Genomic DNA, 23,648 nt, shown 5'->3' with positions numbered 1-23,648 from the left:
CAGGTCCCGCGTGAGCAAAACGGACTAAAACCATCAAATCGTTTTAGAAGTCGACACAGCGGGCATCGGGAGGGGAGTGCTCCGGACCGTCCCACCACCGGCACCCGCCCTGAGGGAGGCGCGCTGATGCGTACCACCGTCAGAACGAAGCAGCACCCCCATGACGACGCCCCCGACACCGCCGAGTCCTTCCGCCTGCTCGCCGACCTGCCCGACGGGCCCCGGCGCCAGGCCCTGCGTGACGAACTGGTGCGGCTCTGGCTGCCCATGGCCGAGCGGATCGCCGTCCGCTTCCGCGGCCGGGGCGAGTCCCTGGAGGACCTCTACCAGGTGGCCGCCCTCGGTCTGGTGAAGTCGGTCGACCACTACGACCCGGACCGCGGACGGGCCTTCGAGGCGTACGCGGTGCCCACCATCACCGGCGAGATCAAGCGCCACTTCCGCGACCACATGTGGACCCTGCACGTCCCGCGGCGCGTCCAGGACCTGCGCAACCGCGTACGGCGCTCGGCGAAGGAACTGTCCCAGACGATCCCCGGCCGCGCCCCGACCGTCGCCGAGATCGCCGCCTACGCCCACCTCACCGAGGACGAGGTGCGCACCGGCGCCGAGGCGCTGGAGTGCTTCACCGCGCTGTCGCTGGAGGCCGAACTGCCCGGCACCGACGGCTACGCCCTGGAGGACGCGCTCGGCGACTCCGACCCCGGCTACGCCGTCGTGGAGGACCGGGTGGCCGCGGCGCCCTGTCTGCGGGCGCTGCCGGAACGCGAACGGACCATCCTGTACCTGCGCTTCTTCGCCGGGATGACCCAGAGCGGCATCGCGGAGCGGCTCGGCATCTCCCAGATGCACGTCTCCCGGCTGCTCGCGGGCTGCGTCGCGCGCCTGCGCGCGGAGGTCGCCGCCGAGGCGGGCTGACAGAAGCCGGCCACGCCTGCACCTGCGGGGCGCACGGTGCCGCCGAGGCCTGCCTCGCGCCCGCCGTCGCGGCCCGCGAGGCGTCACTCGTTCGGTGGAACATGATCCGCCGCGCACAGGCCCGGGACCCGTCGGTTTCACCTGTGCGCACGCGCGGTACCCGGACCTCTCCGGCGTCGTACCGGGGGCCGGTCGCCGGGCGCCGCGGGCCGGTCGGGTCCGACACTGGGAACGACCCGCCGACCGGCGACGACCGACGCCGCCCCCTCAGGAACGCGAGTGCCATGAACCCTCAGCCCCCCTCCCCCGCCGCCGCCCGTCGGCCCTCCCCCGGCGCGCCGGAGGCGGTCTCCACGCGGTCCGTGTTCGGCGCGCCCTGCTGGGTGAGCCTGACCAGCCGCGACCTGGAGGCCACCCAGGCGTTCTACGGGGCCGTCCTGGGCTGGCGGTGGCGGCGGGGGTCGCTCGGGGACCAGTTCCGGACCGCGCTGGTCGACGAGGTGCCCGTCGCCGGGGTCGCCGCCGTCGCGTCCATGTGGCAGATGGCGGTGGCCTGGACGCCGTACTTCGCCGTCCCCGACGCCGATGTGGCGGCCTCGCGGACCCGGGAGCGGGGCGGCACCGTCGCCGTCGGCCCGATCTCGCTGCCGCCGGGCCGCGCGGCGCTCCTCGCGGACCGGGACGGCGCGGCCTTCGGCGTCTGGGAGGGCGACCTCATCCACAACTGGGAGGCCTGGCGCCAGACGGCGCCCGCCTTCGTCCGGCTGCACACCCGCGACGCCTTCGACTCCGCCATCTTCTACGGCGAGATCCTGGAGTGGGCGGCGGACCGGCCGGGCGGCTGCCAGGTCCACTACGAGGGCGGCGAGGTCGTGCTGCGCAGCCGGGGCGAGGCCGTCGCGCGGATCTCGTCCGGCGCCCTGGAGGCGGCCCCCGACCCGGCGCTCCGACCGCACTGGCAGGTCAACTTCAAGGTGACGGACGCCGAGGCGTGCGCGCGGGCCGCCGAACTGCACGGGGGCAGCGTGCTCGGCGAGGGCGCCGACGAGGCCGTCCTGCGGGACCCCGACGGCGCCCAGTTCACGGTCACCACCCAGCGCACGCCCTGAAACCTCCGCGGCCCTGGACTCCCCCTGCTTCGATCGAGGGGGAGTTCAGGGCCGCCGGGACCGGCTACTCCGACCGTCTCGGCGGCCGGGTCAGCACCACCAGGCCGCGCGCCTCGACGGTCACCTCGGCGCCCGCCTTGTACTCGGTCTCGTCCGGCCCGCCGTCGGGCTCCACGGTGTCCACGCACACCGTCCAGCGCTCGCCGTACTCGGCGCCGGGCAGCCGGAACACGACCGGCTCCCAGTAGCTGTTGAGCAGCAGCAGGAACGAGTCGTCGACGACGGGCCGCCCGCGCGGGTCGGGTTCGGCGATGGCGTCGCCGTTGAGGAAGACGCCCACGCAGTGCGCGTCGGACCGGTCCCAGTCCGCGTCGGTCATCTCGCGCGCGTCCGGCAGCAGCCACACCAGGTCGGGCAGCGGCTGCCCGGCGTGCGTGACGGTCTCCCCGCGGAAGAACCGCCGTCGGCGCAGCACGGGGTGGGCGGCGCGCAGCGCGATCAGGCGGCGGGTGAAGTCCGTCAGGTCACGGCCGTCGTCCGTGGGCCGCCAGTCCACCCAGGAGACCTCGTTGTCCTGGCAGTAGGCGTTGTTGTTGCCGCCCTGGGTGCGGCCCCGCTCGTCGCCGTGGCAGATCATCGGGATGCCCTGCGACAGCAGCAGCGTGGCCATCAGGTTGCGCTGCTGGCGCGCGCGCAGCTCCAGCACGCCTGCGTCGTCGGTGTCGCCCTCGGCGCCGCAGTTCCAGGACCGGTTGCCGTTGTCGCCGTCCCGGTTGCCCTCGCCGTTGGCCTCGTTGTGCTTGTCGTTGTACGACACGAGGTCGCGCAGCGTGAAACCGTCGTGCGCGGTCACGAAGTTGACGCTGGCGCGCGGGCGGCGCCGGTGGTGGGCGTAGAGGTCGGAGGAGCCGGTCAGCCGGGACGCGAACTCACCGAGCGAGCCCGGTTCGGCCCGCCAGAAGTCCCGTACGGCGTCCCGGTAGCGGCCGTTCCACTCCGACCACAGCGGGGGGAAGTTGCCGACCTGGTAGCCGCCCTCGCCGACGTCCCAGGGCTCCGCGATCAGCTTGACGCGGCTGATCACCGGGTCCTGCTGGATCAGGTCGAAGAACGCCGACAGCCGGGACACCTCGTGGAACTGGCGGGCGAGGGTGGCCGCGAGGTCGAAGCGGAAGCCGTCGACGTGCATCTCGGTCACCCAGTACCGCAGCGAGTCCATGATCAGCTGGAGCACGTAGGGGTGCCGCATCAGCAGGCTGTTCCCGGTGCCGGTGGTGTCGTAGTAGTGCGTGAAGTCCCCGTCCACCAGGCGGTAGTACGAGGCGTTGTCGATGCCCCGGAAGGAGAGGGTGGGGCCCTTCTCGTTGCCCTCCGCGGTGTGGTTGTAGACCACGTCGAGGATCACTTCGAGCCCGGCCGCGTGCAGCGCCCTGACCATCGACTTGAACTCGGTGACCTGCTCGCCCCGACTGCCGTGGGCGGCGTAGGCGTGGTGCGGGGCGAAGAACCCGATGGTGTTGTAGCCCCAGTAGTTGGACAGGCCCCGGTCGGTGAGGGTGCCGTCCTGGACGTACTGGTGGACCGGCATCAGTTCGACCGCCGTGACGCCCAGCGAGACGAGGTGCCCGGTGATCGCGGGGTGCGCGAGACCGGCGTACGTGCCGCGCAGTTCCTCGGGGACGTCGGGGTGGGTGCGGGTCAGGCCGCGCACGTGCGCCTCGTAGATGACCGTGTCGGCGTAGGAGCGCTGCGGCGGGCGGTCGCCCTGCCAGTCGAACGCCGGGTCGGTGACCACGCCGAGCAGGGTGTGCCCGGCGCTGTCCTTCGGATCGGGCCGGTCGCCCGCCCGTTCGAACAGCGAGGCGTGGTTGTCGATCTGGCCGTCCACGGCCCGCGCGTACGGGTCGAGGAGCAGCTTCGCCGGGTTGCAGCGGTGGCCCGAGGCCGGGTCCCAGGGGCCCTCGACGCGGTAGCCGTAGCGCTGCCCCGGACCGACGCCGGGCAGGTAGGCGTGCCAGACGAAGCCGTCGACCTCGGTGACCGGGACGGAGCGGCTGCCGCCGTCCTCGTCGACCAGGACCAGTTCGACCCGGTGCGCGACCTCGCTGAACAGCGCGAAGTTGGTGCCCTTGCCGTCGTAGTCGGCGCCCAACGGATAGGGGCGCCCGCTCCACACGGGCGCCCCTGGGGTCCGGTGCGTCCCTCGGGTCACCGGGCGCCCTCCAGGACGCCGTCGCGCCCGGCGGGCGCCGCGAGGGCGGCCGTCCGGGCCGGGCGCGGCACCAGCAGCACCGCGCGCAGGTCACGGTCGGGCACGGACGGCACCCGCGGGACGCGCTCGGCGGCGCGGACGCGGCGCGAGAACCAGATGACCTTGCTGCCGGTGTCGGTGGCGCAGCAGCCCCAGCCGTCGCTGATCGCGGCGATCCGCTCCAGACAGCCGCGCAGGTCCTGGTCCGGGCGCAGGTCCCGGTCGTCGCCCCCGACGGCCGTGATCAGGTGCTGGCCGTTCCACCACAGCTCGACCGAGATGTGCTTGTCCGTGGCGTGCTCGTCGATGGCCCGCAGCAGCATCTCGGCGCCGCCGCAGACGGGCTCGACCAGCGTCTCCAGGTCCCAGTACCTGAGGTGGGCGGCCAGGATGCGCCTGACCTGCCCGACCCGTTCCGGGCTGACGTCCACGTCGAGGTGGTAGTAGCAGGGGACTGCGGTCTTCATCGTCGTTCGCTCCTCACCGGCGAGGCTCGCGCTCCTCCTCGGCCCGACGGGCCGAGCGCTGGACACGAAGCGTGAGCATCGATCGCTCCTGAGTCACAACCACAGTGGGACGGCTACGCCATTCGTGCAACACGAGCACACCACACACAAGATCCAACAGGACGTTGTGTGGTGGGCCGTGCACCATGAGTGAAGGCCCCGGGAGGTTTGACCAGTGCGCGCCTCCGTCGGCAGGCCGACCCGCTCGACGCGGAGCGACAGACCCCTCGCATCTCCCGGAAGGTGACCAGCGCCATGCTGCTACCAGCGAAGACCGAAGTCGCCAGGCGTCTGCGCAGCTACCGCGCCTGGGAGCGCGCGATGCTCGCGAGTCCCGGGGACGGCACGGTGCGGGCCAGCTTCGAGGACAGCGGATACACGCTGTGCGTGCTGATGGGCAAGCGCTGCGCGCGCGAGGCGGCGGACGCGGCCGAGCAGTACGTCCGAGCGGGCGCCGAGACGCGGTTGCGGCGTGCCGTCGCACGTCACCGGGCGGACGGCGTGGCACGGTTCGCTCCGACACGTCCCGCGCTGCGGCTCGCGGCGGACCGCTAGGTCCGGGGCCGACGCCCGGAGACGGGGCCCGCCGCCGGGACCCGCAGGGGCCCGGCGGCAAACGGCAAACGGCAGGCAAGAGAAACCTTTTTCAGTGCAGTGGTTCGGGTTCAGCGGTTCGAGTTACAGCGGAGGTGCAGCGTGAGGTCCAGCAGAGCGATCGGCCGTATCCCGGTGCGGGACGTCCGTCCGCGCGTGGAGTGCGGCAGGCGGCCGGCGAAGGCGGTGCGCGGCGAGTCGTTCGAGATCACCGCGACGGTCTTCCGGGAGGGCCACGACGCGGTCGGCGCGAACGTGGTCCTCAAGGGTCCGGACGGCCGCCGCGGCGCGTGGACCCCGCTGCGTGAACTCGCGCCCGGCACGGACCGCTGGGGCGCCGAGGTGACCCTCACGGAGACGGGCCGCTGGACGTACACGGTGGAGGCGTGGAGCGACCCGGTGACCACCTGGCGCGCGCACGCGGCGGTGAAGATCCCGGCGGACATCGACACGGGTCTGGTGCTGGAGGAGGGCGGTCTGCTGCTGGAGCGGGCGGCGGCGAAGGTGCCGCGCGGGCCCGGCCGGGTGGCGGTGCGGGAGGCGGCCCGCAGGGTGCTGGACGACACGCTGCCGGTGGCGGAGCGCTACGCCGCGGCGCTGGCGCCGGAGGTCGACGAGGTCCTGGCCCGGCACCCCTTCCGTGAGTTCGTCTCCGCCAGTGCCCCGCTGCCCGTGCAGGTGGAGCGGGAGCGGGCGTTGTTCGGTTCGTGGTACGAGTTCTTCCCCCGCTCGGAGGGCACCCCCGAGCAGCCGCACGGCACGTTCCGCACGGCCGCGCGGCGGTTGCCGGAGATCGCGGCGATGGGGTTCGACGTGGTCTACCTCCCGCCGATCCACCCGATCGGGACGACGTTCCGCAAGGGCCGCAACAACACCCTCACCCCCGGCCCCGACGACGTCGGCGTGCCCTGGGCGATCGGCTCCCCCGAAGGCGGCCACGACGCCGTCCACCCCGGCCTCGGCACCCTCGACGACTTCGCCTGGTTCGTGCGCGAGGCCGCCTCCCACGGCCTGGAGATCGCCCTCGACTTCGCCCTCCAGTGCTCCCCCGACCACCCCTGGGTCCACAAACACCCCGAGTGGTTTAACCACCGGCCCGACGGCACCATCGCCTACGCCGAGAACCCGCCCAAGAAGTACCAGGACATCTACCCCATCGCCTTCGACGCCGACATGAACGGCCTCGTCAAGGAGACCGTGCGGGTCCTGCGGCACTGGATGGGCCACGGCGTGCGGATCTTCCGCGTCGACAACCCCCACACCAAACCCGTCGTGTTCTGGGAACGCGTCATCGCCGACATCAACCGCACCGACCCCGACGTCATCTTCCTCGCCGAGGCCTTCACCCGGCCCGCGATGATGCACACCCTCGCCCAGACCGGCTTCCAGCAGTCCTACACCTACTTCACCTGGCGCACCACCAAACAGGAACTCACCGACTACCTCACCGAACTCACCGGGGAGGCGGCCGCCTACATGCGGCCCAACTTCTTCCCCAACACCCCCGACATCCTCCACGCCTACCTCCAGCACGGCGGGCGCCCCGCCTTCGAGGTCCGCGCCGTCCTCGCCGCGACCCTCTCCCCCTCCTGGGGCCTCTACAGCGGCTACGAACTCTGCGAGAACACCCCCGCCAAGCCGGGCAGCGAGGAATACCTCGACTCCGAGAAATACCAGCTCCGCCCCCGCGACTGGGACACCGCCGCCCGCGAAGGCACCACCCTCGCCCCCCTCATCACCCGCCTCAACCACATCCGGCGGGCGCATCCGGCGTTGCAGCGGCTGCGCAACCTCCGTTTCCACGGGACGGACAACGACGCGGTGATCGCGTTCAGCAAGCGGACGGGCGAGGACACGGTGCTGGTGGTCGCGAATCTCGACCCGCATCACACGCAGGAGACCACGGTCTCGCTGGACCTGGGCGCGCTCGGCCTGGACGAGGGCGCGTCCCTGTCCGTGTGCGACGAGCTGACCGACGAGACCTACGCCTGGAGCAGGACCAACTACGTACGCCTGGAGCCCGGCCGGGCGCCCGCCCACGTGTTCCACGTCCGGTGACCCGCAGCACCGATCGGAGACCCCACCCCGCCATGACCGTCAACTCCCCTGTCCCGGACACCTTCGAGGACACCCCGGCCAAGGACCGCGACCCCGAGTGGTTCAAACGAGCCGTCTTCTACGAGGTCCTCGTCCGGACGTTCCAGGACAGCAACGGCGACGGGGTCGGCGACCTCAAGGGCCTCACCGCGAAACTCGACTACCTCCAGTGGCTCGGCATCGACTGCCTCTGGCTCCCCCCCTTCTTCCAGTCGCCTCTGAAGGACGGGGGCTACGACGTCTCCGACTACACGGCCGTCCTCCCGGAGTTCGGGGACCTGGCCGACTTCGTGGAGTTCGTCGACGCGGCGCATCAGCGGGGCATGCGGGTCATCATCGACTTCGTCATGAACCACACGAGTGACCAGCACCCGTGGTTCCAGGAGTCCCGCGCGAACCCCGACGGGCCGTACGGCGACTACTACATGTGGGCCGACGACGACAAGAAGTACCCCGACGCCCGCATCATCTTCGTCGACACCGAGGTCTCCAACTGGACGTACGACCCGGTGCGGGGGCAGTACTTCTTCCACCGGTTCTTCTCCCACCAGCCCGACCTCAACTACGAGAACCCGGCCGTCCAGGAGGAGATCCTGGCCGCGCTGCGGTTCTGGCTCGACCTCGGGATCGACGGGTTCCGGCTGGACGCGGTGCCGTACCTGTACGCGCAGGAGGGGACCAACTGCGAGAACCTCCCGGCGACGCACACCTTCCTCAAGCGGGTCCGCAGAGAGGTCGACACCCACTACCCGGACACGGTCATCCTCGCCGAGGCGAACCAGTGGCCGGAGGACGTCGTCGACTACTTCGGCGACTACGCCTCGGGCGGCGACGAGTGCCACATGGCGTTCCACTTCCCCGTCATGCCGCGCATCTTCATGGCCGTGCGCCGCGAGTCGCGCTACCCGGTCTCCGAGATCCTCGCCAAGACCCCCGCCATCCCGTCCAGTTGCCAGTGGGGGATCTTCCTGCGCAACCACGACGAGCTGACCCTCGAAATGGTCACCGACGAAGAGCGCGACTACATGTACGCGGAGTACGCCAAGGACCCGCGGATGCGCGCCAACATCGGCATCCGGCGCCGCCTCGCCCCCCTCCTCGACAACGACCGCAACCAGATCGAACTCTTCACCGCCCTCCTGCTCTCCCTCCCCGGCTCACCGATCCTCTACTACGGCGACGAGATCGGCATGGGCGACAACATCTGGCTCGGCGACCGCGACGGCGTCCGCACCCCGATGCAGTGGACCCCCGACCGCAACGCCGGTTTCTCGTCGTGCGATCCGGGTCGGCTCTACCTGCCCGCCATCATGGACCCGGTCCACGGCTACCAGGTGGTCAACGTGGAGGCGTCGATGGCGTCGCCCTCCTCGCTGCTGCACTGGACCCGCCGCATGATCGAGATCCGCAAGCAGAACCCCGCCTTCGGCCTCGGCACCTACACCGAGCTGCCGTCGTCCAACCCGGCCGTCCTCGCGTTCCTGCGCGAGTACGAGGACGACCTCGTCCTGTGCGTGCACAACTTCTCGCGCTTCTCCCAGCCCACCGAGCTGGACCTGCGCCGCTTCGACGGCCGTCACCCGGTCGAACTGTTCGGCGGGGTCCGCTTCCCCGCGATCGGTGAACTGCCTTACCTGCTCACCCTCGCAGGGCACGGTTTCTACTGGTTCCGGCTCACCCGAGCCGCATCCCGCGTCGGACGGCGCCTGTGAGCGTGCGCCGAGGGAAGGACGCGTCACCATGCAGAAGACCGCACCTCTGAGTCCGGCCAGTGACGTCGGCGTCCGCACCACGGGGACGCTCGGCGCGCTGCTGCGCGAATGGCTGCCCCGGCAGCGCTGGTTCGCGGGCAAGGACCGGCCCCTCAACGACCTGCGTCTGCTGTCGATGACCGAGCTGTACCCGGGCTGTCTGCATCTCTTGGTGCAGACCGGCCAGTCCGGCGTGCCGTCGCCCGGCAACACCCCGCCGCCCGGCGACTGCTACCAGTTGCTGCTGGGCATCCAGAAGCATCTGTCGCCCCGGCTGGGCCGGGCGCTGATCGGCAAGGTGGAGGAGGGCGCGCTCGCGGGACTGACCGTGCACGACGCGCTCCAGGACCCCCGGTCGGCGCACCTGCTGCTGGAACGCCTGCGGCATCCGGGGACGCTCGGGCCGCTGTGCTTCGAGTCGGACCCGTCGGTCCCGGTCCCGTCCGGGCTCGCGCCCCGGCTGCTGGAGGCCGAGCAGTCCAACACCTCGCTCGTGTACGGCGACTCCTTCATCCTGAAGGTGTTCCGGCGCATCCAGCCCGGCGTCAACCCGGACCTGGAGGTGCCGGTCGCGCTGGCCGGGCAGGGCTGCGGCCGGGTGCCCGCCCCGGTCGCCTGGTTCCGGACGAACCATCCCCAGGAGGCGACGCTGGGCGTGCTCCAGCCGTTCCTGCCGGACGCCTCCGACGGGTGGACCCTCGCGCTCGACGCGCTGGCCCGCGGGGACGACTTCACCCCGCAGGCGTACGCGCTGGGCGGGGCCACCGCGGAGGTGCACCTCGCGCTCGCCGCCGCGTTCCCGTCGGCGCCGCGCGGCGACAACGCGCGGACGGCGGCGGCGATGACCGAACGGCTGGAGGCGGCGGCCCACCACGTGCCGACGCTGCGGCCGTTCGTGCCCGGCCTCACCACCGCCTTCGGGGCGCTCGCGGGCAGCGAACCGGGCCCGGCGGCCCAGCGCATCCACGGCGACCTGCACCTCGGGCAGGTGCTGCGGGCCGGACGGGAATGGTTCGTCATCGACTTCGAGGGCGAGCCGTCCCGGCCGCTGGCCGAACGGCGCAGCCCGCACTCCCCGGTCCGCGACATCGCCGGGATGCTGCGCTCCTTCGACTACGCGGCCCGCCAGCGCCGGCCCTGGCGGCCGGAGTGGGCCCGCCGCTGCCGGGACGCGTTCTGCGCCGGGTACGCGGTCCGGGCCGGCTGGGACCCCCGCGAGAAACACGCGCTGCTGCGCGCCTACGAAACCGACCGGGCCGTCTACGAGGTGCTGTACGAGGCCCGGCACCGCCCCGACTGGCTACCCGTACCGATGGCGGCGATCGAGCGCCTCGCCGTCCGAGGAGACTGACCCATGGCACTGCGTGACACCTCCCCGCCCGAGTCGGCCGGGCCCCGCCCCACGGCGGCCCCCGCGCTCGACCCCGCCGACCGGGGGCGGCTGCTGGCCGGTGAGCACCACGACCCGCACGGGCTGCTGGGCGCGCACCCGGTCCCGGGTGGCGTCCTGTTCCGGGCGCTGCGGCCGTTCGCGCGGTCCGTGGCGGTCGTCGTGGACGGCGCGCGGACCCCGCTGGTGTCGGAGGGCGACGGCCTGTTCGCGGCGGTCCTGCCGATGACCTCGGTGCCCGACTACACCCTGTCGGTGGCGTACGAGGGCGCGGCGACGGAGACGCACGACCCGTACCGCTTCCTTCCGGCGCTGGGCGAACTCGATCTGCATCTCGTCCGGGAGGGGCGGCACGAGGAGCTGTGGAAGGCGCTCGGCGCGGAGCCGATGACCCACCAGGGCGTGACCGGCACCCGGTTCACGGTGTGGGCGCCCAACGCGCGGGGTGTGCGGGTGGCCGCCGACTTCACGCACTGGGACGGGACGGCGTTCCCGATGCGGTCGCTGGGCGCGTCCGGGGTGTGGGAGCTGTTCCTGCCGGGCGTCGGTGAGGGCACCCGGTACAAGTTCGAGATCACCTCCCGGCACGGGCAGCGCTTCCTCAAGGCCGACCCGATGGCGCGGCGCGCTGAGGTCCCGCCGGACACCGCGTCGATCGTGCACGCCTCGCACTACGAGTGGGGCGACGCGGAATGGCTCGCGCACCGGGGCGACCTGCCGGTGCACGAGGCCCCGCTGTCGGTGTACGAGATCCATCTCGCCTCCTGGCGACCTGGGTTGACGTACCGTCAGCTGGCGGAGGAACTTCCGGCGTACGTCAAGGAGATGGGCTTCACGCACGTGGAGTTCATGCCGGTGGCGGAGCATCCCTTCGGCGGGTCCTGGGGCTACCAGATCACCGGGTTCTACGCGCCGACCTCCCGCCTGGGCACGCCCGACGACTTCAAGTTCCTGGTCGACGCGCTGCACCGGGCCGGGATCGGCGTGATCGTCGACTGGGTGCCCGCGCACTTCCCGAAGGACGACTGGGCGCTGGCCCGGTTCGACGGGGAGCCGCTCTACGAGCCCGGGGACGCCCGCCGGGCCGAGCACCCGGACTGGGGCACCTACGAGTTCGACTTCGGGCGGACCGAGGTGCGCAACTTCCTCGTCGCCAACGCCACCTACTGGTGCGAGGAGTTCCACGTCGACGGGCTGCGGGTCGACGCCGTCGCCTCGATGCTCTACCTCGACTACTCGCGGGACTCCGGGCAGTGGACGCCCAACGTGCACGGCGGCCGGGAGGACCTGGACGCGATGGCGTTCCTCCAGGAGATGAACGCCACCGTCTACCGGCGCAACCCCGGCGTCGTGACGATCGCCGAGGAGTCCACCGCGTGGGGCGGGGTGACCCGGCCGACCGAACACGGCGGCCTCGGGTTCGGGCTGAAGTGGAACATGGGCTGGATGCACGACTCCCTGGAGTACATCGCGAAGGAGCCGGTGCACCGCAAGTACCACCACCACGAGATGACGTTCTCGATGATCTACGCCTACAGCGAGAACTACGTCCTGCCGATCTCCCACGACGAGGTCGTGCACGGCAAGCAGGCGCTGGTGTCGAAGATGCCCGGCGACTGGTGGCAGCAACGCGCGAACCACCGCGCCTACCTCGGCTTCATGTGGGCCCACCCCGGCAAGCAACTCCTCTTCATGGGACAGGAGTTCGCCCAGGGCGCCGAATGGTCCGAGGCGCACGGCCCCGACTGGTGGCTCCTCGACCCCGCCTACGGCGCCGAGGCCGACCACCGCGGCGTACGGGACCTCGTGCGGGACCTCAACGCCGTGTACCGGGCGACCCCGGCGCTGTGGCAGCGGGACACCGACCCGGCCGGGTTCCGGTGGGTGCTGTGCGACGCGGCCGACGACAACGTCTTCGCGTTCCTGCGGTACGACGCGGACGGGGCGCCGCTGCTCGCGGTCAGCAACTTCTCCCCCGTCGTCCGGCACGGCTACCGGCTCGGCGTCCCCGGCGACGTACCCGTCTGGCACGAGGCGCTCAACACCGACGACGCCCGCTACGGCGGCGGTGACGTGCGCCTGACGGAGCCGGTGAAGGCGGTGGACGGGCACATCGCGCTCACGCTGCCGCCGCTGGCGACGGTGTGGCTGACGCCGTAGCCGTGTGAAGGAGGCACCGCGGGGCAGTCGGGTGCGTACCACCTGCCAGAAGGGCTGCATGACGTGCGCACAGTCGGAGTGGAGGAGGAACTCCTCCTCGTAGATCCCGAGACCGGCGAACCGCGGGCCCTCTCGGCCGCCGTCCTCGCCCGCGCCACCCGCGAGCGGGACGGGCGCGGCGAGGACGACGGCGGCCCGGACGTCTTCGAGGGCGAACTCCACGCCCAGATGCTGGAGTTCGCCACCCACCCGCAGTCCGGCATGGACGAGCTGGCGGCCGAGATCGTCCGGATACGGGCCGAGGCCGCCGGACACGCCAAGGAGACCGGCTGCGCGGTGGCGGCGCTCGCCACCTCGCCGCTGCCGGTACAGCCCTCGGTCGGCATGGGCCGCCGCTACCGGTGGATGGAGGAGCAGTTCGGCATCGCCACCCGCGAACAGATGGTGTGCGGCTGCCATGTGCACGTCTCCGTCGAATCCGACGAGGAGGGCGTCGCCGTCCTCGACCGGATACGGCCCTGGCTGCCCGTGCTCACCGCGCTCAGCGCCAACTCCCCCTTCTGGCAGGGCAGGGAGACCAGCTACAGCAGCTACCGCAGCCGGGTCTGGCAGCGCTGGCCCTCCGCCGGGCCCACCGAGCTGTTCGGCTCGGCCGAGGGCTACCGGCGGCGGGTCGCCGACATGGTGGAGACCGGCACCCTCCTCGACGAGGGGATGATCTACTTCGACGCCCGCGTGTCCGCCCGCTACCCGACGGTCGAGGTGCGGGTCGCGGACGTGTGCCTGCGCGCCGACACCGCCGTCCTCGTCGCCGCCCTGGTGCGCGGCCTCGTCGAGACGGCGGCCCGGGAGTGGCGGGCCGGGACCGGTCCCGTGGACCACAGTGTGAGCCTGCTGCGGCTGGCGGGCTGGCGTGCCGCCCGCTCCGGGCTCACCGGGGACCTGCTGCACCCCGCGACGATGCGGCGCGCGCCCGCCGCGGAGGTCGTCGAGGCACTCCTCGACCACGTGGGCGCCGCACTGTCCGACAGCGGCGACGGGCAGCGCGTGCGGGCCTCGTGCGCCGACCTGCTCCGGGACGGCAACGGCGCACGCGTCCAGCACGAGGTGTGGCGACGCACGGGCAGCCTGCGCGACGTCGTCGGTACGTGCGTACGGCTGACCCAGGAGGGATGACGCCCCGCCCGGCCCCGGCCCCACCGCCCGGCCGTCGTCGGGCGCGGGCGGACGCGGTCGGCGGCCTGCCGCAGATACGGGCGGAATAGTTATCCGATCCTGGCCACTTGTGCTCCCGCCTGGGCTACATTCGACCACCGTCGATGACCGTACCCGTCGGCGGAGTCACAGCCCGTACGCGGGCTGCGGCACGATCCGCACTTGTCAGGAGCAGCGCATGCGCGACGTCGCCCTCGCTCCCCCGGCCGCCGCGAACCTCACCGGAGGTCTCGCCGACAGCGTCTTCGAGACCGCCGCCCGGACGCCGCGCCATCCGGTCCTCGCCCGGCGCGCCGCCCCCGCCGGGGCATGGCGGGAGGTGACGGCCGAGGAGCTGCGCGACGAGGTGGTGGATCTGGCCAAGGGCCTGATCGCCTGCGGGACTTCCCCCGGGCACCGCGTCGCGATCATGGCCCGCACCCGGTACGAGTGGACGGTGATGAGCTACGCCCTGTGGGCGGTCGGCGCCGAGGTCGTGCCCATCCATCCGACGTCCTCGCGGGAGCAGGTCGAGTGGATTCTGCGTGACGCCCGCTGCGTGGGGGTCCTGGTCGAGGACGAGCAGAGCGTGATGACGGTCGGCTCGGTGTGCGCGGCGCTGCCCGCGCTGCGCCATGTCTGGCAGCTCGACGCGGGCGCGTTCGAGGAACTCACCCGGCGCGGCGAGTCGATCCCGATGACCACCGTGGACTCGCTGCGCCGGATCGTGCTGCCCGACTCCACCGCCGTGATCGCGTACACCTCGGGCACCTCGGGGCGGCCGCTCGGCTGCGCGCTCAGCCACCGCAGCCTCGCCTGGCCCTGCGACACCCTGCTGGCGGGCTGGGGGCACACCGCGGCACCGGCCGGGGAACGCCCGGCGGTCCTCGCCTTCCTGCCGTTCTCCCATGTGTACGGGCTGATGATCCAGGGACTGTGCCTGCGCGGCGGCATCCTCATGGGCCACGAGCCCGACCTCGGCGGGGAGGCCCTGGCGGAGGCCCTGCTGACCTTCCGGCCGACGTACCTCTACGGCGTCCCGTCGATCTTCGAGAAGATCTACACGAACTTCCTGCGGACGTCGCAGCAGGCGGGGCGGGGCGCGCTGTTCGAGCGGGCGGCGGACACGGCGCGGGACTTCGCGCGGGCCGTGGAGCGGCAGCGGCTGGGCCGCGGCTCGGGTCCGGGCCTCGATCTGCGGCTCCAGCACGCGGTGTTCGAGCGGACGGTCTACCGGCGGCTGCGCGCCTCCCTCGGCGGGCGGGTCCACCGCGCGACCTCGGGCGGCTCGCCCCTGCACCGCGACCTGTCGCTGTTCTTCGAGGGCATCGGCATCCACGTCCACGACGGCTACGGCCTGACCGAGACCAGCGGCGGGGTCACCATGCAGCCGCTCGGCCGGGAGAAGAGCGGCACCGTCGGCCAGGCCCTGCCCGGCACCGAGATCCGGGTCGCCGACGACGGGGAGATCCTGGTGCGCGGCCCGTCCGTGTTCCAGGGCTACGTCAGCGACGACGCCGCCACCCGGGCGGCGCTGTGGGGCGGCTGGCTGGCCACCGGCGACCTGGGACGGCTGGACTCCGAGGGGTACCTCACGATCACCGGCCGCAAGAAGGACGTCATCATCACCAACGGCGGCAAGAGCGTCGCCCCGGCCGCGCTGGAGCAGCGGCTGCGGGTGCATCCCCTGGTCCACCAGGCGATCGTCGTCGGCGACGACCGGCCGTGCGTGGGCGCGCTGATCACGCTCGACCCGGAGTTCCTGGCGCACTGGCGGAGCGGGCTGACCCTCCAGGGCGACTCGGCGAACCGGGAGGCCCGCGAGGAGAACGCGCTGCGCGAGGAGGTCGCGCGGGCGGTCGCCGCCGCGAACAGCACGGTGTCCCGCTCGGAGTCGATCCGGGTCTTCCGCATCCTGCCGGAGCCCTTCGGACCGTCCAACGGGCTGCTGACGCCGTCGATGAAGCTGCGCAGGGACGCGATCGCCCGGCACTACGCGGCCGAGATCGAGGCGATGTACCAGGCCCGCGCGCGGGCGCCCCGCGAGCCGGGACCGGCGGAGGTGCTGGGCTGGGACGACACCGACGACGTGTTCCGCTGAGCCGGGCGGCGGCCGGACGCGTAGGCCGCGCCGCCTCGGGAACCCTGACAGTGGCGAACGAGATGCCGTACGAGAAAGGACGACGGTCCGGCGGCAGCGGACCGCACCGACGACATGGCGACCGAGCCCCGAGACAACGACGCACTGTCCTCCTGGGCGATCCCGGGCCGCACCGCACGCTTCGAGGGCGTGCCGCACGACGTGACGGGCGCGCGCCTGGAGACCGAGGAGTTCCTGCGCGCCCTGGCACTGGCCGTGCCGCCCGCGGCACCCGAGTGCTGGCACGACATCGTGCTGATCGTGACCGAACTGGCCTCGAACGCGGTCCAGTACGCGCCCGGCCCGTTCACGCTGGAACTGCGCTCCACCTTCGACGGCGTGCACGTCACCGTGGCCGACACCAGCCCGGTCGCGCCGACGCCCCGGCCGTTCCACCCGGACAGCGGGGGCGGCGGCATCGGCTGGCACCTGATCCACACGCTGTGCAGCCAGGTGAGCGTGGTGCCCCGGGACGGTGGCGCGGGCGACGGGTCGGACGAGGGCGGCAAGGACATCCACGTCTTCCTGCCCTGGTGAGGGCCGGGTGAGAGCCCGGCACACCACGAGTGAGGCCCCGCCCCGGTGAGACGGGTCGCGGGGCCTTCGTGCGGTACGGCGTCCCCGCGCACCCCCCGCCCGCTCGGGCCGCCGCTACCGCCCGGCCGCTCCGGCGTGCACGGTGCACTCCGCGTGGCCCTCGGCGCACCGCGTGGGTCCGGTGCGACCGGCCTCCGCGGTCCCCGCGGCGTCGGCGGTGGCCGCGGTGCGCGTGGTCTCCACGGTCCGCGGGGTCGTCACGGTGTCCCCGTTCTCGGCGTTCTCGGCGTTCTCGGCGGTCTCCTCCGGTCCGACCGGGACGAAGACCGTGATGGTCTTGCCGCCCGCGCGCCGGGGGTGGACGGTGATGTCGCGGGCCAGCCGGGCGATCAGCGGCCAGCCGTAGCCGCTGCCGAGGTGGCCGACGGGGAAGGCGGCGGTGCCGGACGCACCGGCCGGGACCGTGTCGCTGTGGTCGTGCACGGCGAGCAGGACACCGTCCGCCGTCGCGGACGCCTCGAAGCCCGCGAGGCCGCCGCCGTGCCGGATGGCGTTGGTCACCAGCTCCGACACGACGAGCAGCAGGTCGATCAGGTCGCGTTCGCCGGGCGGCCGGGCCGGATCGGTCCACGCGGCGTCCACGACGGCGCGGGCCCGGTCCCGGGCCGCGGCGGCGGTCGTCACCGCGGGCACCGGGGTGAACCCGGGGTCGACGGGAGCGAGTTCGTCACCCCTCATGGCCGGGCTCCCCCTCTGTCCCTGCCGCGCCGCGCGGTCTCTGTCCGTGCCGCACCGCGCGGCGCGGTCCTCACGGCTCGGTCATGTCGGTGGCCCCTCCCCACGTCAGGCGGTCGCGGTACCGCGAGGGGCGAGTCGCTGATAGTACTCGGCGACGGACGTCAGATACGCGGGGTCCATGGTCTCGCTGTCGGTGTGGAACCGCGGGGCCTCCTTGACCTCGTCGCCGGTGCAGGCCAGCGTGATCTTGCGGTTCTCGTCGTCCACCGCCTCCACCACGCCCACCGGCACGACGGCGCTGCGGCCGAACAGCCACACGCCCGTGTCGACGACCAGGTGCCACATGCCGTGGTGGCCGTCCTCGCGCTCGACGTGCCCGACCGTGCCGTCGGACGCCACCACCCCGTACCCCGTGAGGTCCTGTCCCGCCGTGTGGCCGCTCTCCGGCGCGTAGAACCAGATGTTGTCGATGGTCACGCTTCTCCCTTCTCACGTTCCACAGCTCCCTTACCCGGCCCTCGCACCCGCATTCGGGCCGGACGGGACCCGCCCCGCCGGGTTCCCGACGAGCGGCGGGACGGCGGGGCGGGCCGGGGGTGGACAGGAGGCGGAGGGGGCGGCCGGAGGGCGGGCGAAAGGCACCCGAAAGGGAAGATCGGCGGCCGCATCCGGTACGGCATGCGGCGCGGAAGCACGGGCACACGCTTGGCGTCATCGACCGGCCCGGCGGTCCGCGGTGATGCGGCGGGGCCACGAACGAACGGAGAGAGCGGCATGGATGCCGTGACGGTGAGGGCACGGACGGCCGGTGGACGGCCGACGGCCGGGGAGGGTCCGGGGAGCGGGGCCCCGGGGGACGGCACGGCCGGGGACGGGGTCCCGGTCGTCGACGTGCCGAGCCAGGTCGCGCCGAGGGACGCGCGGGAGCTGTCGCGCCGGTTCTTCGACCGGCTGGCGGTCCTGGAGGAGGGCACGCGCGAGCACCAGTACGTGCGCAACACGCTCATCGAGATGAACCTGTCCCTCGTGCGGTACGCGGCCTCGCGGTTCCGCGGGCGGGGCGACTCGATGGAGGACATCGTCCAGGTCGGCACGATCGGCCTGATCAAGGCGATCGACCGCTTCGACCTGAGCCGCGAGGTCGAGTTCACCTCGTTCGCGGTGCCGTACATCGTCGGCGAGATCAAGCGGTTCTTCCGGGACACCGGCTGGGCGGTGCACGTCCCCCGGCGGTTGCAGGAGGCGCGCGTCGAACTCGCCCGCGCGACCGAGGAGTTGCGGACCAGGCTGGGGCGGACGCCCACCACGCGCGAGCTGTCCGCGCTGATGTCGCTGCCCGAGGAGGAGGTGATCGAGGCCCGCAAGGCGTCGAACTGCTACACGTCCGCGTCGCTCGACGCGGCGCTCAGCACGGACGGCGGGGTGGACGGCGAGTCGGTGCTGGCCGACTTCCTCGGTGTAGAGGAACCGGCCCTCGCGCTCGTCGAGGACTTCCACTCGCTGGCGCCGCTGATCGCGCGGCTCGACCCGCGGGAGCGGCTGATTCTGCACCTGCGGTTCGTGGAGGAGCGCACCCAGGCCGAGATCGGGCAGGAGCTGGGCATCTCGCAGATGCACGTCTCCCGGCTGATCAGCCGCATGATGGGCCGGCTGCGCACCGGGCTGCTCGGCTCCGAGGCGGCCTGACGCCCCGGCTGCGCCGCCCGACCGCCGCACCCGGGCCGTGGCCCCCGACCGCATTTCCCCGCACGCACACGTTCCGTGCACGTGCGGTGAGTGACGGGTGACGGAGAGACTTTGTTCCGCCGCAGGCCGGTGGGTTAGCCTGCGGCGGATCTCTCTCATCGCGCGCTTCCGTGAACTGCGGGGATGGACGCACGACATGCGGTGCCGCCCCAGCGGGGCGGCCAGGTTCCGAGCTCCCGCCGGGGGCTCCTGGGGAGCGGAACGAGGGTGCGCATGACCAGCAACGCCACCGAGGTCGACACGGTCCCGGGCGACCAGGAGCTGAGACAGCTCCTGGCCGGTCTGACCGCCGTGCGCGACGGCGACTTCGGCACCCGGCTGCCCGCCGACGGCGAAGGCCTGATGGGCGACATCGCCACCGTCTTCAACGGGATGGTGGACCAGCTGTCGGTGTTCACCTCCGAGGTCACCCGGGTGGCCCGCGAGGTCGGCACCGAGGGCACCCTCGGCGGGCAGGCGGAGGTGCCGGGCGTCTCCGGCACCTGGGCCGATCTCACCGACTCCGTCAACGCGATGGCGGGCAACCTCACCACGCAGGTGCGCGACATCGCGCAGGTGGCGACGGCGGTGGCCAAGGGCGACCTGTCGCAGAAGATCGACGTGCCCGCGCGCGGGGAGATCCTCCAGCTCAAGGAGACCGTCAACACGATGGTCGACCAGCTGTCGGCCTTCGCGGACGAGGTCACCCGCGTCGCCCGCGAGGTCGGCACCGAGGGCCGCCTCGGCGGCCAGGCGCAGGTGCCCGGGGTGGCGGGCGTCTGGCGGGACCTCACGGATTCGGTCAACTTCATGGCCGGAAACCTCACCGCCCAGGTCCGCAACGTCGCCCAGGTGACGACGGCCGTGGCCAAGGGCGACCTGTCGCAGAAGATCACCGTGGACGCGCGCGGCGAGATCCTGGAACTCAAGAACACCATCAACACGATGGTCGACCAGCTCTCCGCCTTCGCGGACGAGGTCACCCGCGTCGCCCGCGAGGTCGGCACCGAGGGCCGCCTCGGCGGCCAGGCGGACGTGAAGGGCGTCAAGGGCACCTGGCGGGACCTCACCGACTCGGTGAACTTCATGGCCGGAAACCTGACGGCCCAGGTCCGCAACGTCGCCCAGGTCGCCACCGCGGTCGCCGAGGGCGACCTGTCGCAGAAGATCACCGTCGACGCGCGCGGCGAGATCCTGGAACTCAAGAACACCATCAACACGATGGTCGACCAGCTCTCCGCCTTCGCCGACGAGGTCACCCGGGTCGCCCGCGAGGTCGGCACGGCCGGCAACCTCGGGGGGCAGGCCACGGTCCGCGGGGTCTCGGGCACCTGGAAGGACCTCACGGACAACGTCAACGTGATGGCGTCCAACCTGACCGGCCAGGTCCGCTCGATCGCCCAGGTCGCGACCGCCGTGGCGCGCGGCGACCTGTCGCAGAAGATCACCGTCGAGGCCAAGGGCGAGGTCGCCGCGCTCGCCGACGTCATCAACACGATGGTGGACACCCTGTCCGCGTTCGCGGACGAGGTCACCCGTGTCGCCCGCGAGGTCGGCACCGAGGGCCGCCTCGGCGGGCAGGCGCACGTGCCGAACGTGGCCGGGACCTGGAAGGACCTCACCGACAACGTCAACTCGATGGCGAACAACCTGACCGGCCAGGTGCGCAACATCGCCCTGGTGACGACGGCGGTGGCCCGGGGCGACCTGTCGAAGAAGATCGACGTCGACGCGCGCGGCGAGATCCTGGAGCTGAAGACGACCATCAACACGATGGTCGACCAGCTCTCCGCGTTCGCCGACGAGGTCACCCGCGTCGCCCGCGAGGTCGGCACCGAGGGCCGCCTCGGCGGGCAGGCCGAGGTGGAGGGCGTCTCCGGCACCTGGAAGCGGCTCACCGAGAACGTCAACGAGCTGGCCGGGAACCTCACCCGGCAGGTGCGGGCGATCGCCGAGGTGACCAGCGCGGTCGCCGAGGGCGACCTGACCCGGTCGATCACCGTGGAGGCGTCCGGCGAGGTCGCCGAGCTCAAGGACAACATCAACTCGATGGTGGGGTCGCTGCGCGAGACGACCCTCGCCAACCAGGAGCAGGACTGGCTCAAGACCAACCTGGCGCGGATCTCCGGGCTCATGCAGGGCCACCGGGATCTGCCCGTGGTGGCCGAGCTGATCATGGACGAGCTGGTGCCGCTGGTGGCCGCGCAGTACGGCGCGTTCTACCTCGCCGACGACGGTGCCCGCGGCCCCGAGCTGCGGCTGGTGGGCGGCTACGGCTACCCGGACGACGACGACCGCCCCACCCGGTTCCCGTTCGGGCGTTCCCTGGTCGGCCAGGCTGCCCGCAGCCGCCGGACGATCGCGGTCGACGAGCTGCCCGCCGGGTACGTGACGATCTCCTCCGGGCTGGGCCGGGTCGAGCCGACCGCGCTGCTCCTGCTGCCGATCCTGTCCGAGGGGCAGGTGCTCGGGGTGATCGAGCTGGCGTCGGTGAGCGCCTTCACCGAGATCCACCGGGACTTCCTGGAGCAGTTGCGGGAGACCATCGGCGTCAACGTCAACACCATCGTGGCGAACGCCCGTACCGACGAACTGCTCGACGAGTCGCAGCGGCTGACGGCCGAACTCCAGGCCAGATCGGCGGAGTTGCAGGCGCAGCAGGAGGAGTTGCAGCGCTCCAACGCCGAGCTGGAGGAGAAGGCGTCGCTGCTGGTGGCGCAGAACCGGGACATCGAGGCGAAGAACCTCCAGATCGAGCAGGCGCGGCAGGAACTGGAGGCGCGGGCGCAGCAGTTGTCGCTGGCGTCGAAGTACAAGTCGGAGTTCCTGGCCAACATGAGCCACGAGCTGCGCACCCCGCTCAACAGCCTGCTGATCCTGGCCCAGTTGCTCGCGCAGAACCCGTCGCGCAATCTCACGCCGAAGCAGGTGGAGTACGCGGGGATCATCCACTCGGCGGGCTCGGACCTGCTCCAGCTGATCAACGACATCCTGGACCTGTCGAAGGTCGAGGCGGGCAAGATGGACGTCTCCCCGGAACGGGTGCCGCTGCGGCAGCTCATCGAGTACGTCGAGGCGACGTTCCGGCCGATGACGACGCAGAAGAGCCTGGAGTTCGCGGTGAGCACCGCCACCGGGGCCCCGGCCGACCTGCTCACCGACGACTCGCGGCTGCGGCAGGTGCTGCGCAACCTGCTCTCCAACGCGGTGAAGTTCACCGAGCAGGGCGGGGTGGAGCTGCGGATCGAGCCGGTGTCCGCCGAGGAGGTGCCCGCGGGGGTGGCAGGTGGCGGCACGGTGGTCGCGTTCCGGGTGCGGGACACCGGGATCGGCATCCCGGAGCAGCAGTTGGAGACCATCTTCGGCGCCTTCCAGCAGGCGGACGGCACGACCAGCCGCAAGTACGGCGGGACGGGGCTCGGGCTGTCGATCACGCGGGAGATCGCCCATCTGCTGGGCGGGGCGGTCACGGTGGACAGCACGCCCGGCAAGGGCAGCACGTTCACGCTCTATCTGCCGGTCGCGCGCGGCGAGTTCGAGGAGCTGCTCGGCAGCGGCCGGGCGGTGGAGCGGGCGTACGAGCCGCAGGCGGTGGAGAGCGCCGACCGGCCGCTGGGCATCCCCCTCGCGGCGCCCGCGGCCGGGCGGCGCCCGCGCCGGCTGCTGGTGGTGGAGGAGCGGCCGCGCGGGCTGCTGACGCTGGTCGCGGAGAGCGTGGTCGCCGACATGGCGCGCAGCCGGGACGACGGGGCGCCGCAGCCGCCGGTCGACATCGTCACCGCGGTCGGCGCGCAGGAGGCGGCCGGGGCGCTCGCGGCGGAGCCCTGCCACTGCGTGGTGCTGGAGCTGGGCATGCCCGACGCGGAGGCGTCGCGGTTCCTGGCGGCGCTCCAGGGCGACTCGGCGCTCGCGGGCGTACCGGTGCTGGTGCACAGCGGGCACCGGGCGGACCTGGCGCAGGAGCGGACGCTCCAGTCGGGTGCGGCGGGCCGTCCGCTGGAATTCCTGTCCAGCCTGGACGAGCTGCGGGAGCGGATCACACTGCACCTGTCCGCCGAGGAGCCGGGCGACGTGCTGGCGCTGGTGCGGCCGGACGAGCCCCAGCCGGTGGCGCACCGGCCGGTCGACGACGCGGTGGTGGGCCGTACCGTGCTGGTCGTGGACGACGACGCGCGCAACCTGTTCGCGCTGAGCGGCATTCTGGAGCTGCACGGGCTGCGGGTGCTGCACGCGGAGAACGGGCGGGAGGGCATCGACACGCTGCGGGCCAACCCGGACGTGGCGCTGGTGCTGATGGACGTGATGATGCCGGAGATGGACGGGTACACGGCCACGGCCGAGATCCGCACCATGCCCCGGTACGCCGATCTGCCGATCGTGGCGGTGACCGCGAAGGCGATGCCGGGCGACCGGGAGAAGAGCCTCGCGTCGGGGGCCAGCGACTACGTCACCAAGCCGGTGGACACCCACGACCTGATGTCCTGCGTCCGCCGCTGGCTGACCGCCTGAGCGCGCCGCCCGTCCCCCGCCCCAGGCGC

16 protein-coding genes are annotated in these 23,648 nt (G+C 72.4%); 12 read left to right on the top strand and 4 right to left on the bottom strand.

Going from position 1 to position 23,648, the window contains the following annotated elements; genetic code table 11:
- Positions 1-126 precede the first annotated feature (126 nt).
- Entirely contained in the window at positions 127-918 is a 792-nt protein-coding gene (locus ACIQPQ_RS28105; RefSeq protein ID WP_401308957.1) for a SigB/SigF/SigG family RNA polymerase sigma factor, read from the top strand.
- A 284-nt stretch (positions 919-1,202) separates the two neighbouring features.
- Positions 1,203-2,027 carry a VOC family protein gene (locus ACIQPQ_RS28100; RefSeq protein WP_401308954.1) on the top strand — a complete coding sequence of 275 codons (825 nt, stop codon included), beginning with the start codon at positions 1,203-1,205 and terminating at the stop codon, positions 2,025-2,027.
- Between the two features lie 64 nt (positions 2,028-2,091).
- Here ACIQPQ_RS28100 and glgX read toward each other — a convergent pair whose 3' ends face one another.
- Positions 2,092-4,203 carry a glycogen debranching protein GlgX gene (gene glgX, locus ACIQPQ_RS28095; protein WP_401308952.1) on the bottom strand — a complete coding sequence of 704 codons (2,112 nt, stop codon included), beginning with the start codon at positions 4,201-4,203 and terminating at the stop codon, positions 2,092-2,094.
- A 32-nt stretch (positions 4,204-4,235) separates the two neighbouring features.
- Positions 4,236-4,745, bottom strand: a complete 510-nt coding sequence (locus tag ACIQPQ_RS28090; RefSeq protein ID WP_401308949.1) for a pep a2 — start codon at positions 4,743-4,745, stop codon at positions 4,236-4,238.
- A 294-nt stretch (positions 4,746-5,039) separates the two neighbouring features.
- Here ACIQPQ_RS28090 and ACIQPQ_RS28085 point away from each other — a divergent pair, with 294 nt between their 5' ends.
- The 8 genes from ACIQPQ_RS28085 to ACIQPQ_RS28050 all read left to right on the top strand — a co-directional run bounded on the left by ACIQPQ_RS28085 (position 5,040) and on the right by ACIQPQ_RS28050 (position 16,647).
- Entirely contained in the window at positions 5,040-5,339 is a 300-nt protein-coding gene (locus ACIQPQ_RS28085) for a DUF5133 domain-containing protein (RefSeq protein ID WP_383778527.1), read from the top strand.
- A 141-nt stretch (positions 5,340-5,480) separates the two neighbouring features.
- Complete coding sequence (locus ACIQPQ_RS28080; RefSeq protein WP_401308946.1) at positions 5,481-7,436, top strand: maltotransferase domain-containing protein; 1,956 nt, start codon at positions 5,481-5,483, stop codon at positions 7,434-7,436.
- A gap of 32 nt (positions 7,437-7,468) precedes the next feature.
- Positions 7,469-9,187 carry a maltose alpha-D-glucosyltransferase gene (gene treS / locus ACIQPQ_RS28075; RefSeq protein ID WP_401308943.1) on the top strand — a complete coding sequence of 573 codons (1,719 nt, stop codon included), beginning with the start codon at positions 7,469-7,471 and terminating at the stop codon, positions 9,185-9,187.
- Positions 9,188-9,215: 28 nt separating this feature from the next.
- A complete protein-coding gene (locus tag ACIQPQ_RS28070) occupies positions 9,216-10,577 on the top strand; it encodes a maltokinase (protein ID WP_401308941.1) in 1,362 nt (453 codons plus the stop codon).
- Positions 10,578-10,580: 3 nt separating this feature from the next.
- Positions 10,581-12,776 carry a 1,4-alpha-glucan branching enzyme gene (glgB, locus tag ACIQPQ_RS28065; RefSeq protein ID WP_401308939.1) on the top strand — a complete coding sequence of 732 codons (2,196 nt, stop codon included), beginning with the start codon at positions 10,581-10,583 and terminating at the stop codon, positions 12,774-12,776.
- A 63-nt stretch (positions 12,777-12,839) separates the two neighbouring features.
- On the top strand, positions 12,840-13,952 hold the full coding sequence (locus ACIQPQ_RS28060) for a glutamate--cysteine ligase (protein ID WP_401308936.1): 1,113 nt from the start codon (positions 12,840-12,842) through the stop codon (positions 13,950-13,952).
- Between the two features lie 217 nt (positions 13,953-14,169).
- Positions 14,170-16,071 carry an AMP-dependent synthetase/ligase gene (locus ACIQPQ_RS28055; protein WP_401308933.1) on the top strand — a complete coding sequence of 634 codons (1,902 nt, stop codon included), beginning with the start codon at positions 14,170-14,172 and terminating at the stop codon, positions 16,069-16,071.
- 114 nt (positions 16,072-16,185) lie between these two features.
- The gene (locus ACIQPQ_RS28050) at positions 16,186-16,647 is read left to right on the top strand and encodes an ATP-binding protein (protein ID WP_401308931.1); all 462 of its coding nucleotides are present in this window, start codon (positions 16,186-16,188) and stop codon (positions 16,645-16,647) included.
- Between the two features lie 114 nt (positions 16,648-16,761).
- On the opposite strand, the gene ACIQPQ_RS28045 is transcribed toward ACIQPQ_RS28050, so the two are convergent.
- Together ACIQPQ_RS28045 and ACIQPQ_RS28040 are read right to left on the bottom strand one after the other, a co-directional pair.
- Entirely contained in the window at positions 16,762-17,385 is a 624-nt protein-coding gene (locus ACIQPQ_RS28045; protein ID WP_401308929.1) for an ATP-binding protein, read from the bottom strand.
- 105 nt (positions 17,386-17,490) lie between these two features.
- A complete protein-coding gene (locus ACIQPQ_RS28040; protein WP_383777500.1) occupies positions 17,491-17,862 on the bottom strand; it encodes a PRC-barrel domain containing protein in 372 nt (123 codons plus the stop codon).
- Between the two features lie 297 nt (positions 17,863-18,159).
- On the opposite strand from ACIQPQ_RS28040, the gene ACIQPQ_RS28035 reads away from it, so the two are divergent.
- Together ACIQPQ_RS28035 and ACIQPQ_RS28030 are read left to right on the top strand one after the other, a co-directional pair.
- On the top strand, positions 18,160-19,071 hold the full coding sequence (locus tag ACIQPQ_RS28035; RefSeq protein ID WP_401308926.1) for an RNA polymerase sigma factor SigF: 912 nt from the start codon (positions 18,160-18,162) through the stop codon (positions 19,069-19,071).
- A gap of 273 nt (positions 19,072-19,344) precedes the next feature.
- On the top strand, positions 19,345-23,619 hold the full coding sequence (locus tag ACIQPQ_RS28030; RefSeq protein ID WP_401308924.1) for a HAMP domain-containing protein: 4,275 nt from the start codon (positions 19,345-19,347) through the stop codon (positions 23,617-23,619).
- Positions 23,620-23,648 lie beyond the last annotated feature (29 nt).

The organism is Streptomyces sp. NPDC091281 (assembly GCF_044757425.1).
Taxonomy (GTDB): domain Bacteria; phylum Actinomycetota; class Actinomycetes; order Streptomycetales; family Streptomycetaceae; genus Streptomyces.
Note: the sequence above shows the minus strand (reverse complement) of the source record. Positions and strands in the feature narration are given on the sequence as shown.